General features: G+C 67.3%; 15 protein-coding genes. 12 read left to right on the top strand and 3 right to left on the bottom strand.

Going from position 1 to position 16,051, the window contains the following annotated elements; genetic code table 11:
• Window positions 1–9: 9 nt before the first annotated feature.
• Window positions 10–1,827: a methanol/ethanol family PQQ-dependent dehydrogenase gene (locus ACLFKU_RS16790; RefSeq protein ID WP_368586128.1), complete on the bottom strand. Its 1,818-nt coding sequence runs from the start codon at window positions 1,825–1,827 to the stop codon at window positions 10–12.
• 418 nt (window positions 1,828–2,245) lie between these two features.
• Here ACLFKU_RS16790 and ACLFKU_RS16785 point away from each other — a divergent pair, with 418 nt between their 5' ends.
• From ACLFKU_RS16785 to ACLFKU_RS16745, 9 genes are all read left to right on the top strand, one after another.
• Window positions 2,246–2,644, top strand: coding sequence for a 4a-hydroxytetrahydrobiopterin dehydratase (locus ACLFKU_RS16785; RefSeq protein WP_018437330.1), 399 nt, complete (start codon window positions 2,246–2,248; stop codon window positions 2,642–2,644).
• A gap of 283 nt (window positions 2,645–2,927) precedes the next feature.
• Window positions 2,928–3,953: a beta-ribofuranosylaminobenzene 5'-phosphate synthase family protein gene (locus ACLFKU_RS16780; protein WP_368586127.1), complete on the top strand. Its 1,026-nt coding sequence runs from the start codon at window positions 2,928–2,930 to the stop codon at window positions 3,951–3,953.
• A gap of 114 nt (window positions 3,954–4,067) precedes the next feature.
• Window positions 4,068–4,994, top strand: coding sequence for an NAD(P)-dependent methylenetetrahydromethanopterin dehydrogenase (locus tag ACLFKU_RS16775; RefSeq protein WP_368586126.1), 927 nt, complete (start codon window positions 4,068–4,070; stop codon window positions 4,992–4,994).
• An 11-nt stretch (window positions 4,995–5,005) separates the two neighbouring features.
• Window positions 5,006–6,226, top strand: coding sequence for an ATP-grasp domain-containing protein (locus ACLFKU_RS16770; RefSeq protein ID WP_410849799.1), 1,221 nt, complete (start codon window positions 5,006–5,008; stop codon window positions 6,224–6,226).
• Window positions 6,192–7,229 carry a methenyltetrahydromethanopterin cyclohydrolase gene (gene mch / locus ACLFKU_RS16765; protein WP_368586124.1) on the top strand — a complete coding sequence of 346 codons (1,038 nt, stop codon included), beginning with the start codon at window positions 6,192–6,194 and terminating at the stop codon, window positions 7,227–7,229. Before ACLFKU_RS16770 ends, mch begins: the two co-directional genes overlap by 35 nt.
• The gene (locus tag ACLFKU_RS16760) at window positions 7,226–8,224 is read left to right on the top strand and encodes a RimK family alpha-L-glutamate ligase (RefSeq protein WP_410849798.1); all 999 of its coding nucleotides are present in this window, start codon (window positions 7,226–7,228) and stop codon (window positions 8,222–8,224) included. The genes mch and ACLFKU_RS16760 overlap by 4 nt, the downstream gene beginning before the upstream one ends.
• Before the next feature lie 5 nt (window positions 8,225–8,229).
• Window positions 8,230–9,120 (top strand): triphosphoribosyl-dephospho-CoA synthase, encoded by an 891-nt coding sequence (locus tag ACLFKU_RS16755; RefSeq protein ID WP_410849797.1) that lies wholly within the window; start codon window positions 8,230–8,232, stop codon window positions 9,118–9,120.
• A 185-nt stretch (window positions 9,121–9,305) separates the two neighbouring features.
• Window positions 9,306–9,815, top strand: a complete 510-nt coding sequence (fae, locus tag ACLFKU_RS16750; RefSeq protein ID WP_176107508.1) for a formaldehyde-activating enzyme — start codon at window positions 9,306–9,308, stop codon at window positions 9,813–9,815.
• A gap of 137 nt (window positions 9,816–9,952) precedes the next feature.
• Window positions 9,953–10,330, top strand: a complete 378-nt coding sequence (locus ACLFKU_RS16745) for a hypothetical protein (RefSeq protein ID WP_368586122.1) — start codon at window positions 9,953–9,955, stop codon at window positions 10,328–10,330.
• Window positions 10,331–10,376: 46 nt separating this feature from the next.
• Here ACLFKU_RS16745 and ACLFKU_RS16740 read toward each other — a convergent pair whose 3' ends face one another.
• On the bottom strand, window positions 10,377–10,883 hold the full coding sequence (locus tag ACLFKU_RS16740) for a dihydroneopterin aldolase (RefSeq protein WP_410849796.1): 507 nt from the start codon (window positions 10,881–10,883) through the stop codon (window positions 10,377–10,379).
• Between the two features lie 386 nt (window positions 10,884–11,269).
• On the opposite strand from ACLFKU_RS16740, the gene ACLFKU_RS16735 reads away from it, so the two are divergent.
• Genes ACLFKU_RS16735 through ACLFKU_RS16725 form a run of 3 tightly spaced genes read left to right on the top strand, consistent with a single transcriptional unit; the run spans window position 11,270 to window position 15,311 of the window.
• Entirely contained in the window at window positions 11,270–13,333 is a 2,064-nt protein-coding gene (locus ACLFKU_RS16735; protein WP_368586120.1) for a sigma-54-dependent Fis family transcriptional regulator, read from the top strand.
• The gene (locus ACLFKU_RS16730) at window positions 13,330–13,950 is read left to right on the top strand and encodes a flavoprotein (protein ID WP_410849795.1); all 621 of its coding nucleotides are present in this window, start codon (window positions 13,330–13,332) and stop codon (window positions 13,948–13,950) included. Before ACLFKU_RS16735 ends, ACLFKU_RS16730 begins: the two co-directional genes overlap by 4 nt.
• Complete coding sequence (locus ACLFKU_RS16725; RefSeq protein ID WP_410849794.1) at window positions 13,929–15,311, top strand: DUF6513 domain-containing protein; 1,383 nt, start codon at window positions 13,929–13,931, stop codon at window positions 15,309–15,311. Before ACLFKU_RS16730 ends, ACLFKU_RS16725 begins: the two co-directional genes overlap by 22 nt.
• A 13-nt stretch (window positions 15,312–15,324) precedes the next feature.
• On the opposite strand, the gene rpe is transcribed toward ACLFKU_RS16725, so the two are convergent.
• Window positions 15,325–16,032 (bottom strand): ribulose-phosphate 3-epimerase, encoded by a 708-nt coding sequence (gene rpe, locus ACLFKU_RS16720; protein WP_410849793.1) that lies wholly within the window; start codon window positions 16,030–16,032, stop codon window positions 15,325–15,327.
• Window positions 16,033–16,051: the final 19 nt, after the last annotated feature.

Here is a 16,051-nt window from a genome sequence, read left to right as displayed (position 1 = left end):
GCCGTTCGTTCAGCTCTTTTCGTTAGGAATAGCGAACACGAACAGCGTGCCGCCGAGCGCGGTGTACTTCGCGAGATCCTTGTAGCCGCCGACCGCGCCCAAGCCTTCGGTCGGCTTCTCGAGACCCGCCGCCATGCCGATGCCGGCCCAGCCGCCGATGCCCGAGTACACGCCGACGTACTGCTTGCCCTGATACTCATACGTGAAGACGTTGCCGATGATCCCCGACGGCGTCTTGAAGCGCCATAGTTCCTTGCCGTCCGAGATGCGAACCGCCTTCAGGTAGCCTTCCAGCGTGCCGTAGAACGCGATGCCGCCGCCCGTCGCCAGCACACCCGACCACACCGAGAACTTCTCAGGCTTCGAGTAGATGATCTTGCCCTTGCTCGCATCCCACGCGATGAAGTTGCCCATCGCGTTGCCCTCGTTCGGGCCCGGATACATCGACAGCGTGGCGCCGACATACGGCTGTCCCGACACGTAGTCGACATCGAACGGCTCGTAGTCCATACAGACGTGGTTGGTCGGCACGAGGAACAAGCTCGTCTTCGGATCGAACGCCGCCGGTTGCTGGTCCTTCGAACCGAGTGCCGCCGGGCAGATGCCCTTCACGTTGTGGTCGGACCCGGCCGCCTGCGTCGAGTACGCGGCGTTGCGAATCGGCAGGCCGCTTTGCAGATCGACGCGATCGGCCCAGTTCACCGCCGGGTCGTACTTCTGCGCGACCAGCAGCTGTCCGGTTTCGCGGTTCAGCGTGTAGCCGAAGCCGTTACGGTCGAAGTGCACGATCGCGGGCACCTTCTTGCCGTTGATCGTCAGGTCGGACAGGATCATTTCGTTGACGCCGTCATAGTCCCATTCGTCGTGGGGCGTCATCTGGTAGACCCATTTGGCCGTGCCGGTATTCAGGTCGCGCGCGAAGATCGACATCGACCATTTGTTGTCACCCGGACGTTGCGTCGGGTTCCATGTGCCCGGATTGCCAGTACCGTAGTAAACAAGGTTGAGTTTCGGGTCCCACGCATACCAGCCCCACGTGGTGCCGCCGCCGAGCTTCCACTGATCGCCCTTCCAGGACTTCACCGACGAATCCGCGCCCACCGGCACCATCTGGCCGTTCGAGTACGTCATCGTCTTTTGCGGGTCGAGCAGCATTTCGTTGTCGGGACCCGTGCTGTACGCAGTCCAGACCGGTTTGCCGGTCTTGATGTCGTACGCGATCAGACGCCCGCGCACGCCGAACTCGCCGCCCGAAATGCCGGTCAGCACCTTGTCGCCGAATACGTGCGGCGCGTTGGTGTTGGTTTCACCGGCTTTCGGATTGCCGTTCTGCGCGGTCCACACGACCTCGCCCGTCTTCGCGTTCAGCGCGACGAGCTTGGTGTCGGCCTGCTGCAGGAAGATCTTGCCGTCGCCGTATGCGAGACCGCGGTTGACGGTGTCGCAGCACATCACGGAGACGACCTGTTCATCCTGCTTCGGCTGATACTGCCAGAGGAACGTCTGATCCTTCAGGTTGACTGCAATGACTTTGTTCGGAAACGGGGAGTGGATATACATCGTGTCGCCGATCACGAGCGGCGCGCCTTCATGGCCGCGTAGCACGCCGGTCGACATGGTCCATGCGACCTGCAATTTGCCGACGTTGTTCTCGTTGATCTGTTTGAGCGGGCTGTAGCGGTGATTTGCATAATCGCCCGCCTGGGCCGCCCAGTTGGCCGGGTTTTTCATCAATCCGTCGAGCTGCGAATCGGCCTGCGCAGCCAGAGAGCTAAAGGCTGCGGATGCGAGGATCGCGAGCCCAAGAACTACAGTGCGTAAGTTCATGTCTCCTCCAGAATTGTCCTGCTGTTCAACTCACGAATGACCCACGCTACCTCATCGCATCGTGCGCGCCTTCTCGATTGCAGGTAACGATTAACGCGCTATCCCGATTCGATGTCAGGCTTCGCGACGCATGAACGGCCAACGCATATTCCATGCCGGAATAGCGGCAATATTGCGGCTCTTGCGTGCGCCGGCCCGCCGACCCGGCACGCGCGACCTGTCGCGGCACTCGGGCGTTGCACGCCGATGCTTGCACGGCGGTAAGCTGAAGGGGTTGCGTCACGCGATGCGGCACATACTGTGTCACTTGCGTGATACGAATCGTGTCCTTTGCGAATCACGCGCCGCAGCGCGGGCCTGTCACCTGCATCGAAGCTTCGTTCGGCGAACGATTCGCGCATTCGAGGAGCTAACCGCCATGGCAAACACCGAGCACGTCTATACCGACGAAGAGATCCAGCAACGCCTCGTCGGTCCGTTGCAGCACTGGTATCTGGAAGATGGCTGGCTGCGGCGCAAATACCGCACCGAGGGCTGGAAGGGAACGCTGATGGTGGTCAACGCCGTCGGGCACCTCGCGGAAGCCGCGTGGCATCACCCCGATCTGACGGTCTCGTATGCGTTCGTGATCGTGAAGCTGAAAACGCACACCGCCAAGGGCATCACCGACAAGGACTTCGCGCTCGCAACCAAGATCGAATCGGTGGTCCACTGGCAGCCCGGCCTCGAGGAAGGCCCGCTGGAAGGCACGCCGGCCGACGATCAGCGCTTCCGCTACATCAAGTACGACGCGCCGAAACCCGCGCAAGGCAGTTGACCCGCGCGCCTGCCGCCGCATGAAACAGCGCGTGACACAGTGCGCCTTCGGCGTCACACAGCGTCCATGCAGCGGCGGAACCGGGCGGCGCGCGGCGCGCCGGTTTAGAGATTCCGGTGGGCCGAATCCGCTGCGGCGGCCGTTGCGCGCGCCTGGTACGGCTTTCGCTTGACGTCGCCGGGCGCACTGTCGCTGGAACCCGCGACGCGACACGACGCGTCGCGCACACCCCGCGGGCGAACCCGGTTTCGCGCACCCGCAAGGACCCCTGAGGACATACGAGATGCCGCTTCAGCTCCGCCGCCTGCCGCCACGCGCCCCCATCACGATCGATGCGCCCGCGCGGCTGCATCTGGGCTTTCTCGATCCGAACGCGTCGCTCGGGCGCGCGTTCGGCAGCCTGGGGCTCGTCATCGATACGCACGGCACGCGGATTCAGGCGCGGCTCGCCGAACGCGAGCAGATCGGCGGTGTGGCGAGCGAGGCCGAGCGCGCGCGAATTGCGCTGAGTCTCGCGCGGCTGCAGGCTGCCTACGGACCGGCGAGCCTCGCGATCGACGTGCTTGAGGCGCCGCGCGCCCATACCGGCCTCGGCTCAGGCACACAACTGGCGCTCGCGGTCGGTGCCGCGTTCACGCGCCTCATCGGCCAGCCGGCGACGAGCGCCGAGATCGCCAGCCTGCTCGGGCGCGGCGCGCGCTCCGGCATCGGCATACTCGGCTTCGAGTGCGGCGGCCTGCTGCTCGATGGCGGCCCGCCCGGCGATCTGCGCCAGAGCATGCCGCCGCTGCTGTCGCGCCAGCCGTTTCCGCAGCCGTGGCGCGTGCTGCTCGTCAGCGACAACAGCCGCGAGGGCTTGCACGGCGCCGAGGAACGCAGCGCGCTCGCATCGCTCGCGCCGTTTCCGCAGCGGCTCGCCGCGCATCTGTGCCACCTGGTGCTGATGCAGATCCTGCCCGGCGCCGCCGAACACAACTTCGCGCCGTTCGCGCACGGCCTCACCGAACTACAGCAGACCATCGGCGAATACTTCGCGAGCGCGCAAGGCGGCGTGTTCGCGAGTCCCGACGTCGAGCGCGTGCTGCGCGCGGTCGCCGCCGAGCGCACCGCCGGCATCGGCCAGACCTCATGGGGCCCGACGGGCTTCGCGGTGCTCGCGAGTGCGCGCGAGGCCGAGCGCGCACTCGCGACCGCGCGCGCCGTCGCGAGCGCGCTGCCGCATATCGAATGCAGCGTCGTCGCGGGCCGCAATAGCGGCGCGGCGATCAGCGGCGCCGAGGCGCGCGCGCCGCACATCGACGCCGCATGATGCGCGGCCGCGCTCAGGTCGCCGCTCCGGCCGCCGCTCATCCAATGCGCTGCCACGCGCGGCGCGGCCTTGCCCTGCGCCTTCCCGAGACTGCCACTAAAACGAGCCCCTGCCATGTCAGAAACCATTGAAAGGCCCTACATCCTGCACATGTTCACGGCCACGCCGCAGATGAGTCCGTTCGACGTCAACATGGCCGCCGACGCCGGCTACCAGGTCATCGTGCCGTATTGCAACGTCGAAGCCGGCATGGTCGCGAACCTCACGCAGGACGCGATCTTCTCGCGCGGCCCGAAAGGGGTGTCGCGCACCGGCATCTTCATCGGCGGACGCGACGTGATGCAGGCCGTCGACATGCTCGACACCGCACGCAAGGCGATGGTCCCGCCGTTCGAAGTCTCCGTATTCGCCGATCCGAGCGGTTCGTACACGACCGCGGCTGCGCTCGTCGCGCTGGTCGAGCGGCATCTGGGCAAGCAGCACGGCGTGGAACTGGGCGGCAAGCGCGTGCTGATTCTCGGCGGTGCCGGCGCGGTCGGACGCATCGCGGCGGCGATCGCCGCGTCGCGCGGCGCCGACGTGACGATCGCGAGCCACACCGACCGCAGTCGCGCGCTCGGCGCGTCGGCCGAACTGAACGAGCGCTTCGGCATCGTCACCAGCGGCATCGGCACCACGACGCCCGACGAGCTGCGCGGCGCGCTCGCCGACGCGGAAATCGTGCTCGCCACCGCGGTCGCGGGCGTGCAGGTGGTCGGCCGCGACGACCTCGAGCATGCAAAGCGCCTGCTCGTCGCCGCCGACGTCAACGCGGTGCCGCCGGAAGGCATCGCCGGCGTGAACGTGATGAACGACGGCAAGCCGATCGACGGTGTGCCGAACGCGGGCGCGGTCGGCATCGGCGCGCTGGCGATCGGCAACGTCAAGTATCAGGTCGAGCATCGCCTGTTCATGCGCATGCGCACGGGCGGCAAGCCGGTCTACCTGGGCTTCCCGGAAGCCTACGACGAGGCCCGCGCGGTCGCGGCCGGTCTCGGCTGAGAGCGGCCGCCATGAAGCCGCACCGGCCGCTCATGCATGCGCCCATCGTCGCGGTCGTCGGACAGTCCGCGCGCCTGCTCGCGCAGTCCGCCGCGCGCGCCGGCCTGCATGTCGCCGCGCTCGATATCTTCGGCGACTGCGACACGCGCGAGGCCGCCGAACTGTGGTTCGACATCGGCCGCAGTGATGGCGCGCTCGGGATCGACCGGGCGCGGCTCGTCGACGCGCTGGCGCGGGTCGCGCGGTTGCCGGGTCTGCTTGGATGGATCTGCGGCAGCGGGCTCGAAGCTTTGATGCCTGAGCTGTGCCGGGAACCCGGCTTGCCGCGCTTTCTCGGCAACGATGCCGACGCGGTCGCGGCCGTCCGCGAGCCCCGGCGTTTCTTCGCGCTACTAGACGCGTTGCGCATCGGGCATCCGGCTGTGTCGTTCGAGCGGCCCGCGACGGCCGAGGGCTGGCTGTTCAAGCAGGCGGATGGCTGTGGCGGCACGCACATCCAGCCCGCCGACTCTCTCGACTTGACGAGCGCTTCCGCGCACGGCTACTTCCAGCGCCTTGGCCAAGGCCGCTCGCTGTCGGCGCTGTTCATCGGCTCGCACGGCCGCGCGCATCTGATCGGTTTCGCCGAGCAACTCACCTGCGCGATCGGCGATCTGCGCTTCGTGCATGCGGGCTCGATCGGACCGATCGACTTGCCGCCAGCGTTCGTCGCGCGCGTGCAGCAAGCGCTCGACGCGCTCTGCGCAAGCACCGGCCTCGTCGGCATCAATAGCTGCGATTTTTTGTCGGACGGCGCCTCGTTCGACGTGCTCGAAATCAACCCGCGACCTTCGTCGACGATGGCGCTCTACGAAACCGCGTCGCCCGATGCGTGGCCAGCCGGCCTGCTCGCCTGCCACCTCGACGCCTGCCGCCACGGCCGCGCGCCATCGGCCGCGAGCCTCGCGCTCGCCCGCGCGCCGCGCTGGCGCGCCGGCCAGCGGGTGCTGTTCGCGCAGCGGCCGTTCAACGTCTCCCCGGCGTTCTCCGACGCCTGCCTGCGCGATCCGCAATGCCGCGACGTGCCGATGCCGGGCACCCGCATCGACGTCGGGCAGCCGGTCTGCACGCTGCTCGTGCGAGCGGCGTCGGTGGACGCGGTGCGCACCGCGCTCGATGCGCAGCACGAACGCGTCGTCCAACGAATCGAAACCTGCGATGAACCCGACCATGCCTGCCTCCACGCCCACTGAGACTTCCCCGCCCGCCGCGCCGCCGAGCGTGAATGCGCTTTCAGAGCGCCTCGTCGCACGGCTCCTCGATCAGGCGGCACATCTCGGCGTCGCGCTCACGCGCACGCCCGCCGGCACCGTGATCGCCGACGCCGGCGTCGACGCACGCGGCAGCCTCGACGCCGGCGTGCTGATCGCGCGCATCTGCATGGGCGGACTCGGCCGCGTCGCGGTACGCGCGAACTTCGACGCCGCGCCGCTGTGGCCGACGATGCTCGAGGTCAGCACCTCGGCGCCGGTGCTCGCCTGCCTCGGCAGCCAGTACGCGGGCTGGAGCCTGTCGGCGACCAAGGAGCAGACCGGCGGCAAGAAGTTCTTTTCGCTAGGCTCGGGGCCCGCGCGCGCGCTCGCGGTCAAGGAGCCGCTATTCGACGAGCTCGGCTATCGCGACCGCCACGAACGCGGCGCGCTGGTGCTCGAAGTGGACCGGCTGCCGCCGCAGGTGGTGATCGACAAGGTGCTGCACGACTGCGGCCTCGCGCCGGAATATCTGACGCTGATCGTCACGCCGACACACTCTGTCGCGGGAACGGTACAGGTGGTGGCCCGCGTCGTCGAAGTGGCGCTGCACAAGGTGCACGTGCTCGGCGTGCCGCTCGATGAAATCGTCGCCGGCACGGGCTCGGCGCCGCTGCCGCCGCCCGCGCCCGACGGCATTCAGGCGATGGGCCGCACCAACGACGCGATCCTGTACGGCGGCCGCGTGCATCTGACCGTCCAGCACGACGAGATCGCGCGACGCCTCGCCGACACCCTGCCCTCCGCCAATTCGCGCGACTACGGCCGGCCGTTCGCGGACGTCTTCACGGCAGTCAACTTCGACTTCTATCAGATCGACCCAGCGCTGTTCGCGCCCGCCGAGGTGTGGGTCAGCAGCCTCGAAAGCGGCGCGACCTATCATGGCGGCCGGCTCGACGGCGGCCTGCTGCGCAAACAGTGGGGCGGCGAGCCCGTCGCGCGATGATGATCGCAACGGGCCTGCGCATCGCGATCATGAGCGACGAAACCGGCTGGCACACCGGCCGGCTGAAAAAAGCGTTCCGCGCGCGCGGCGCCGAAGCGCGTTGCGTCGATCTCGCGGATTGCCGCATCGACACCACATGGTTGCCGCACGGCCTCGTGATCCCGGGCTTCGGCCGCACGCTGCCGGATGCGGTGTTCGTGCGCGGCATCGCCGGCGGCACCTTCGAGCAGGTAACGCTGCGGCTCGGCATCCTGCACGCGCTGCGCGAGTCGGGCGTGCCGGTCTACAACGACGCCCGCGCGATCGAGCGCAGCGTCGACAAGTCGATGACGAGCTTCCTGCTGCATCGCGCGGGCGTGCCGACACCGGCCACCTGGGCCGGCGAGTCCGCCGCGTTCGCGCAACGCGTACTGATGCGCGAAGCGGCCGCCGGCCGCCAGGTCGTGCTCAAGCCGCTGTTCGGCTCGCAAGGCCACGGGCTCAAACGGCTCGGCGCGCGCGGCGGGCTGCTTGCGCCGTTGCCGTCGCTCGCGCGTTATCGGCAGGTCGCTTATCTGCAGCGCTTCGTTGCCGGAGCCCGGCCCGGTTTCGACTGGCGCGTGCTCGTGATCGGCGGCAAGGCGGTCGCGGCGATGCGGCGCAGCGGCGGCAAGGACTGGATTCACAACGTCGCGCAAGGCGCGCGCTGCGAGGCCGCCGAGCTGACGGTCCCGCTCGCGCAGACCGCCGTGCGCGCCACCGCCGCGCTCGGGCTCGACTACGCGGGCGTGGACCTGATCCCGAATCCCGACGACGCCGCGCTGCCGTTCGTGCTCGAAGTGAACGGCGTGGCCGCGTGGCGGGGTTTGCAGTCGGTCGTGCCGCTCGATGTCGCCGCGGCGCTGGTCGACGATCTGCTCGATCGCAAGCTCGCAGCGCAGCGGCGCGCGGACGAGCTAGCCGAGCAAGCCGCCAGCGCCGGGTTGCCTGAGCCGTCTCCGCAGCGCCGGGCTTGAGCGTCATGACCGTCCCCTTCGAGCATGCGCGCGCAGCCTTCCTCGCAGCCTGCGCGCTCGACGTCACCACGCCGAAACCCGGCAACGTCAGCACCCAAAGCCCCGGCCACGGCATGAACGCGGCGCAGTTCCTCGCCAGCGCGGACGCATCGCTCGACGCGCTATTCGCGCCCGGCGCCCGTGTCGGACAGCGCATTCTCGACGCGGTCACACGCACGCGCGCGGCCGTCGGCTGCAATACGAATCTCGGCATCGTGCTGCTCGTCGCGCCGCTCGCCGCGGCTCTCGACGAGACCGGCGAACGGCCGCTGACGGCGCCAGCGTGGCGCGCCGCCGTCGGCGACGTGCTGAGCCGGCTCGACGTCGAAGACGCGCGGCTCGCCTATCGCGCGATCGCGCTCGCCAACCCCGGCGGCCTCGGCGACGCGCCCGAGCAATCGGTCCACGCAGCGCCGACGATCGGCCTGCGCGACGCGATGCGGCTCGCCAGCGAGCGCGACAGCATCGCGCGGCAGTACGCGAACGGTTTCGCGGACCTGTTCGAGACCGGCCTCACCGCCTGCTTCGAAGCCTCGACGCCAGCGCCCGAACCCGCGCCCGTCGATCCCGGTGAAATCGCGATGCTCAATGTGTTCCTGGCGTTCCTGGCCGGCTGGCCCGACTCTCACATTGTGCGCAAGCACGGCCTCGCGCTGGCGCAGAGTGTCACGCTCGTGGCACGCGAACAGCACGCGCGCTGGCGTCAAACGCGACCCGCCGCGCGCCGCACGGCAAGCGATCCGCAGCTCGATGCTTGGGATGCCGAATTGAAGGCCCGCGCGATCAATCCCGGCACCAGCGCGGACCTCGCGGTGGCCACGCTGTTCGTTGCGCGCTGCGTCGAATGGCGCGGTTAACCCTGAATCGTCTGCACTGAACACGCCCCAAACGGGCGCGTCAGCATGCCGGGTGCCAGAACTGGCACGGAACCTGTTAGTTAGTACCGCCGTGCAATCCCGCACCGCTCTCGCGATGCTGATCTGGACACGATCGCGGGCGGCGCCTCGTCAGCAGGTCCATACCTACTCATTGGAGGAACAGAATGGCCAAGATCAACCGCGTCATGATCGGTGAGTCGCTAGTCGGCGACGGCAACGAGGTCGCGCATATCGACTTGCTGATCGGACCGCGAGGTTCGGCTGCGGAAACCGCGTTCTGCAACGCGCTCACCAACAACAAGGACGGCTTCACGTCGCTGCTCGCCGTCGTCGCACCGAATCTCATCACGAAGCCCAATACGATCCTGTTCAACAAGGTGACGATCAAAGGCGCCAAGCAGGCCGTGCAGATGTTCGGCCCGGCGCAGCACGCGGTCGCGCTAGCAGTGGCCGACAGCGTCGAGGACGGCACGATCCCGCAGGAAGAAGCCGACGATCTGTTCCTCTGCGTCGGCGTCTTCATCCACTGGCAGGCGGAGGACGACAAGAAGATCCAGCAGTTCAACTATCAGGCGACGCGCGAGGCCATCAAGCGCGCGGTCAGCGGCGAGCCGAGCGCGGCTGAAGTAGTATCGAAGAAGGGCACCGTCGCGCATCCGTTCGCGCCGAACTGACGGTGCATGGCAGCGCAGGAGACGCGGCGCCGTTCGCGGCCCCGCCTCCTCGCGCATCCCGTCGCCTCGCGGCCGCAAGGCAGGGCCCTCGCGCAGCGGTTCGCGAAGCGGGTTCAATGCTCTCGCAGAGGCATTCAATGACTAATAGATGTCGCGCGCTTCTCGCCTTTACCTCGCTCATGCTCGCCGCGCCGCTCGCGTGGGCGAGCGGCTATAACTATCCGACCGAGGGCCGCGTCGAATACGTGCTCAGCTGCATGGACGATAACGGCCACGATTTCGCAAACGTCTACAAGTGCTCGTGCGTGATCGACAAGATGGCCGCGTCGTTGCCGTACGACGAATTCGTCGACCAGTCGACCTTCTCGAAGTACGCGACGCTCGGCGGCGAAGGCGGCGCGGAATTCCGCGTCGATCATGCCAAGGCTCAAACCAGGAAATTCCGCGCGCTGCAAACGAGCGCGTACCAGGCGTGCGGACTCGGTCCGCAGAAAACGTCGACCGTGGCGAAATGACGACGGTTCGAGACGCGCCGGGCGTCCGGCGCGCCCGCTCTCTCCGTCAATTCGGCACCAGTCCGTTGCCGAGCGACGCGTAACACGGGAGCCCCACGGCGGCCGCCGGGCCATCGCCGCGACGCCGCTCGATCTGCACGCCGACGGCCGCGAGGTCGGCGAACTTGGCCGGCTTCGCGAGCGACACGCGCACCCAGTGCGCGCCGAAGTCGGCGATCAGCAGTTGCGCGATCGTCTCCGCAAGCGCCTCCAGCAGACGCACGCGATGCGACGCGAATAGCTCGAGCAGCGCCTCGCGCACGGCCGCATAGTTGACCGTATCTTCGATCCGGTCCGTCGCGCACGCGCGGATCGCGGGCACGCCGATCGCCAGATTCACGCGCACCGGTTGCGCAACATGCAACTCGCTGCTGTCGATACCGATGACCGTCTGGCCGATGAAGTTCTCGATGAACACGATGTCGAGGCGCTCGGGCAACGCGCCGGCTTGCGAGCCGGGATTGGCGTCGAGGCTGGAAAATGCGGCAAGGCGAACAGTATCGATACGATCCATGATGGTCTCCGCCGCGGCGCGGCCCAAGATTAAACAGCCTGTGATGAACAGCGAACGATGCAACAGTAGAACAGTGGAACTGCGCGACGCGCGGCACACTCTGTGTCGAAGCTGCGACAGGCATGCAACCTGCAAAACGGTATAACGCATCGCGCATCGAGAAAAGCAAATTCCGGGCACGGTGAGGTAAACCCACAGTCACTTTCTGTTGAACCGATCTTGCATCGAGCGTACAGTTTTAAATATCCGCCTCGTAGCAGGGCCGGTCGCGAGGGAGCAGACGGACCGAGAATCCGCCGCACCAAGGGCAGACAGGCTTGATAAAGCGGCATTCGCAGCGTGCAAAGCCGTCACGCTTCCGAAATGTCGCAACGGAGACAAATCCCATGTCGTTGCTCGCTGACAGCAGTACGCACGTCCGGGAAGTTCTGAACGTGGTCAACCACCAGTTGACCACGCGCCCGACAAGCGAACCCGTAGCTCAGTCGTGGACGCGCTGCATCAACGAATTCCAGCTGGACCCCGCGCGTTTCGTGCCGCCGCCGGTGCTCACCGAATACGAACTCAGCGCGCGCCGTGAGGCGCTCGGCGATCTGATCGCGTGTTCGAAGCTCGAGATGACGACGCTCTATCAGCAGCTCGCCGATCCCGAGCTCGCGGTCGTGCTGGTCGATTCGGGCGGCGTGATCGTGCATCAGGTGTCGTCCGTGCCGTTCGCCGAGGCGGTCGCCGCCGACGGCTTTCGCGTCGGCGCGCTGTGGAGCGAACGCGAAGCCGGCACCAACGGCATGGGCACCTGTCTCGCGGAGCGCGACTGCATCGCCGTCTGTCAGCACGAGCATTTCTATCCGCGCTATACGTCGCTCACGTGCTCGGCCGCGCCGATCTTCGACGACGGCGGCGAGATCGCCGGCGTGCTCGACGTCACGAGCCGCTCGAAGCTGCTGCAGCAGCACTCGCTGGTGCTGGTCGGCATGTCGCGGCAGATGATCGAAAACCGTCTGCTCGATGCGCGCTACCGGCACGCCAACATGATCCATTTCCACAGCCGCCCGGAATTCGTCGGCACGCTGCACGGCGGCAAGCTCGCGGTCGGCGACGACAGCACCGTGCTCGCCGCGAATCGCAGCGCGCTGTTCCAGCTCGGCTTCCGCTCGCTGAGCGAGCTGCGCGGCCGGCGTATCGAGGAAGCGTTCAACGCGTCGCTCGAAGACATGATCGCGCGCAGCATTCGCGGCTCGTTCCATCCGGTCACCGTCTACAGCGCGAATGCGACGAACCGCTTTTTCCTCGTTGCGCAGACGCCGCAGAACGGCACCGGGCGCGTGACGCGCGTGATCGTCACCGACTCCGCGATCCGCAGCAGCGCCCCCGAGAAACACGAGAAACACGACAAGCACGCGCCGGTACCGAAGCTCGACGAGATCGCGCACCTCGAATTCGGCGACCCGCGCATGGCCTCGCAGATCCAACTCGCCGCGCGCGTCATCCAGCGCAAGATTCCGATCGTGCTGCGCGGCCAGACCGGCACCGGCAAGGAAGTCTTCGCGCAGGCGCTGCATAGCATCAGCCCGCACGCCGACGGTCCGTTCGTGCCGGTGAACTGCGCGTCGCTGCCGGAGAACCTGATCGAGAGTGAGCTGTTCGGCTATCGCGCCGGTGCGTTTACCGGCGCGCAGCGCGAAGGACGGCGGGGCAAGATCGTGCAGGCCAACGGCGGCACGCTGTTTCTCGACGAGATCGGCGACATGCCGCTCGTGCTGCAGGCGCGCCTGCTGCGCGTGATCGAGGAACACGAGGTCACGCCGCTCGGCGCCGAGACCACCGTCAAGGTCAATTTCCAGCTGATCAGCGCGAGCCACCGCAATCTGCTCGAACTCGTGCAGAGCGGCCAGTTCCGCGAGGACCTGTACTACCGGCTCAAAGGCGTCGAGCTGAATCTGCCGGCGCTGCGCGAGCGCGTCGACAAGCTGCCGCTGATTCATCATCTGCTCGCCAACGAAACCGACGATCCGCCCGAGCTGACGGCGGAAGCCGAACACGCGCTGCTCACTTATGCGTGGCCCGGCAACATCCGTCAGCTGCGTCACGTGTTGCAGATGGCGATTGCGCTGTCCGACGGCGAGCCGATCCGTTGCGAGCATCTGCCGCCCGAGGTCACGCAACGCACCTCGGCGGTCGACCTGCCGACCGCGCTGCGCCTCGCGAACGCGGACATGGACGGGCATCTCGCCGACGAAGCGGACATTTCTTCGCTGAACGCGATCCAGCTGAACGAGCGCGAGACGGTGCTGTCGCTGCTCGACGAGCATCGCTGGAACGTCAGCAACGTCGCGAAGGCGCTCGGCATCAGCCGCAACACGCTGTACCGCAAGATGCGCCGGCTGCACATCCGGCTGTCGCACGAAGGCTCGCCGCCGGACGGTATGCCGCTCGATCTCGACGCATGACCCAGCCGTCCCCTAACGAGTCAGCGCCGAAGGCCGCCCGCGATCTCGCCGACTTCAAGCCGGATGCACGCTTCGCGTGGTGCGTGACCGGCTCCGGTCACATGCTCGAAGAATCGATCGCGCTCGCGCGGCGCTTGCCGCGCGTCGATCTGTTTTTGTCCGCGGCGGCCGAGGAAGTGCTGCCGCTCTATGGCTGGCCGCTCGACAAGCTGCGCGAACAGTTCCGGGTGCTGCGCGACAACAGCGCGAGCGGCGTACCGGTCGGCATGCTGTATCACGGCGTCTATCACACGGTCGTGATCGCGCCAGCCACCAGCAGCACGGTCGCCAAATGCGCTTACGGCATCTCCGATACTCTGCCGACCAACATGTACGCGCAGGCCGGCAAACAATGCATCCCCGGCATCGTCTTTGCATGCGACACCGAACCGAGCGTGATCACGCATAGCCCGGACGAATGGGTCGAACTGCGGCCACGGGCGATCGAACTCGACAACGTCGAGCGTCTGGCACGCTTCGAATACACGACGCTCGCGCGCTCGCTCGACGAACTCGAAGCGGCGCTCGCCCAACGCCTCGCGACCCTCGATCTCGCATGGACCACATCCTCTTCCTGACCGGCCGGCTTGCCGAACCGAGCCTGCGGCGCGTGCTCGACGGCATGGCGCCGGCGCCGTTCAGTTGGGAGGTGCGCGAAATCGGCCTGCAGGTCGCCGCGTTGATGACCGCCGACATGATCCAGCGCCGCTTGCCCACCCCGCTCGCCGCGCAGCGCGTGATCGTGCCGGGCCGCTGCCGCGGCGATCTCGACGCGCTGAGCGCGCACTTCGGCGTGCCGTTCGAGCGCGGTCCCGAGGAGGTCAAGGACCTGCCGCAGTTTTTCGGCCACAAGGCGAAGCCGTTAGACCTGAGCCGCTACGACACGGAGATTTTCGCGGAGATCGTCGATGCGCCGCGGCTCGACCTCGACGGCATCGCCGCAAGGGCGCGCGAATATGCGGCCCAGGGCGCGGACGTGATCGACATCGGCTGTCTGCCGGACACGCCGTTTCCGCATCTCGAAGACGCAGTACGGCGCCTGAAGGCCGAAGGCTATCGCGTCAGCGTCGATTCGATGCGCAACGACGAACTGCTGCGCGGCGGCCGCGCGGGCGCCGACTATCTGATGAGCGTGAACGTCGACACGCTATGGATCGCCGACGAAGTGCCGTCGACGCCGATCCTCGTCGCGCGCGAACCCGCTGACGCCGCCTCGCTCGACGCCGCGATCGACGCGCTAACCGCGCGCGGCCGCGCGTTTCTCGCCGATCCGATTCTCGATCCGATTCCGTTCGGGCTGGCCACGTCGATTGCGCGCTATGTGCGCTTGCGCGAGCGCTATCCCGACATCGCGATCATGATGGGCATCGGCAACGTGACCGAGTTGACCGAGGCCGACACGAGCGGCATCAATGCGGTGCTGCTCGGCATGGCGGCCGAATTGCGCGTTGGCGCGGTGCTGACGACTTCGGTGAGTCTGCATGCGCGGCGCGCGCTGCGCGAAGCCGATGTCGCGCGCCGCGTGATGCATGCCGCGCGCGATGCGCAAGTGCTGCCGAAGGGCATCAGCAGCGAACTCGCGACGGTCCACGCGAAACGGCCTTTTCTGTACAGCGCCGAAGAAATCGACGAATTCGCGCGCGCCGTGCGTGATCCGAATTTCCGCGTGCAGATCAGCGCCGACGGCATTCACGTGTACAACCGCGACGGCCATCGACGCGGCGACGATCCGTTCGCGCTGTACCCGCAGCTGAACCTCGAAACCGACGGCGGCCACGCGTTCTACATGGGCGTGCAGCTTGCGCGCGCGGAAATCGCGTGGCGGCTCGGCAAGCGCTTCGATCAGGACCAGCCGCTCGACTGGGGCTGCGCGGTCGACCGGCCTGAAGAAGATCTCAGCGTCTGGTGCGGGCCGGGCGAGACGATGAAGAAGCGCTGAACCCGCCGCGCCGTCACTGCATGGCCGCTACGGCCGCGGGTTCGTCGACGGTAGCCAGTTCGCCGCGCATGCCGCGAATCGCCTGCGCGCGATCGCTCGCGCCGAACACGGCCGATCCCGCGACGAACACATCGGCACCCGCCGTGGCGACACGCGCGATGTTCGACGCCTTCACGCCGCCGTCCACTTCGATCAGCAACGGCCGCCCGGTGCGCTGCATCGTCGTGTCGACGCGCTCGCGCAGCCGCCGCAGCTTATCGAGCGTCTCGGCAATGAACGCCTGGCCGCCGAAGCCCGGATTCACCGACATCACCAGCACGACGTCGAGCATCTCCAGCACATGATCGAGCACCGTGAGCGGCGTCGCCGGATTCAGCGCGAGCCCCGCGCGTGCGCCGTGCGAGCGGATCAGCTCGATGGTCCGATGCACGTGCAGCGTCGCCTCCGGATGAAAACTGATCAGGTTCGCGCCCGCCTCGGCAAACGCCGACACCAGCGGATCGACCGGCGTGGTCATCAGGTGCACGTCGAACGGCAGCGACGTGTACGGCCGGATCGCCGAGCACACGAGTGGCCCTACGGTCAGGTTCGGCACATAGTGGTTGTCCATCACGTCCAGATGAATCCAGTCCGCGCCGGCCGCCGTTACGTCGCGAATCTCGTCGGCGAGGCGGGCAAAATCCGCCGACAGCAGCGACGGAGCAATCAGGAATTCGCGCATTGCGTTCTCCGTACCAGTG

Origin of the sequence: Paraburkholderia sp. EG304 (assembly GCF_046543485.1) — a bacterium.
GTDB lineage: Bacteria > Pseudomonadota > Gammaproteobacteria > Burkholderiales > Burkholderiaceae > Paraburkholderia > Paraburkholderia youngii.
The sequence above is the reverse complement of the archived record's forward strand: the minus strand, read 5'-3'. Positions and strand labels throughout refer to the sequence as shown.

What these genes read in the sequence shown, in the direction of transcription:
- ACLFKU_RS16770 (WP_410849799.1), top strand. Translation starts at nt 5,006, where the DNA reads ATGAAGCCGCACCGGCCGCTCATGCATGCGCCCATCGTCGCGGTCGTC.
- ACLFKU_RS16785 (WP_018437330.1), top strand. Translation starts at nt 2,246, where the DNA reads ATGGCAAACACCGAGCACGTCTATACCGACGAAGAGATCCAGCAACGC.
- ACLFKU_RS16745 (WP_368586122.1), top strand. Translation starts at nt 9,953, where the DNA reads ATGACTAATAGATGTCGCGCGCTTCTCGCCTTTACCTCGCTCATGCTC.
- ACLFKU_RS16760 (WP_410849798.1), top strand. Translation starts at nt 7,226, where the DNA reads ATGATGATCGCAACGGGCCTGCGCATCGCGATCATGAGCGACGAAACC.
- ACLFKU_RS16755 (WP_410849797.1), top strand. Translation starts at nt 8,230, where the DNA reads ATGACCGTCCCCTTCGAGCATGCGCGCGCAGCCTTCCTCGCAGCCTGC.
- mch (WP_368586124.1), top strand. Translation starts at nt 6,192, where the DNA reads ATGAACCCGACCATGCCTGCCTCCACGCCCACTGAGACTTCCCCGCCC.
- ACLFKU_RS16790 (WP_368586128.1), bottom strand. Translation starts at nt 1,827, where the DNA reads ATGAACTTACGCACTGTAGTTCTTGGGCTCGCGATCCTCGCATCCGCA.
- ACLFKU_RS16780 (WP_368586127.1), top strand. Translation starts at nt 2,928, where the DNA reads ATGCCGCTTCAGCTCCGCCGCCTGCCGCCACGCGCCCCCATCACGATC.
- ACLFKU_RS16725 (WP_410849794.1), top strand. Translation starts at nt 13,929, where the DNA reads ATGGACCACATCCTCTTCCTGACCGGCCGGCTTGCCGAACCGAGCCTG.
- rpe (WP_410849793.1), bottom strand. Translation starts at nt 16,032, where the DNA reads ATGCGCGAATTCCTGATTGCTCCGTCGCTGCTGTCGGCGGATTTTGCC.
- ACLFKU_RS16740 (WP_410849796.1), bottom strand. Translation starts at nt 10,883, where the DNA reads ATGGATCGTATCGATACTGTTCGCCTTGCCGCATTTTCCAGCCTCGAC.
- fae (WP_176107508.1), top strand. Translation starts at nt 9,306, where the DNA reads ATGGCCAAGATCAACCGCGTCATGATCGGTGAGTCGCTAGTCGGCGAC.
- ACLFKU_RS16730 (WP_410849795.1), top strand. Translation starts at nt 13,330, where the DNA reads ATGACCCAGCCGTCCCCTAACGAGTCAGCGCCGAAGGCCGCCCGCGAT.
- ACLFKU_RS16775 (WP_368586126.1), top strand. Translation starts at nt 4,068, where the DNA reads ATGTCAGAAACCATTGAAAGGCCCTACATCCTGCACATGTTCACGGCC.
- ACLFKU_RS16735 (WP_368586120.1), top strand. Translation starts at nt 11,270, where the DNA reads ATGTCGTTGCTCGCTGACAGCAGTACGCACGTCCGGGAAGTTCTGAAC.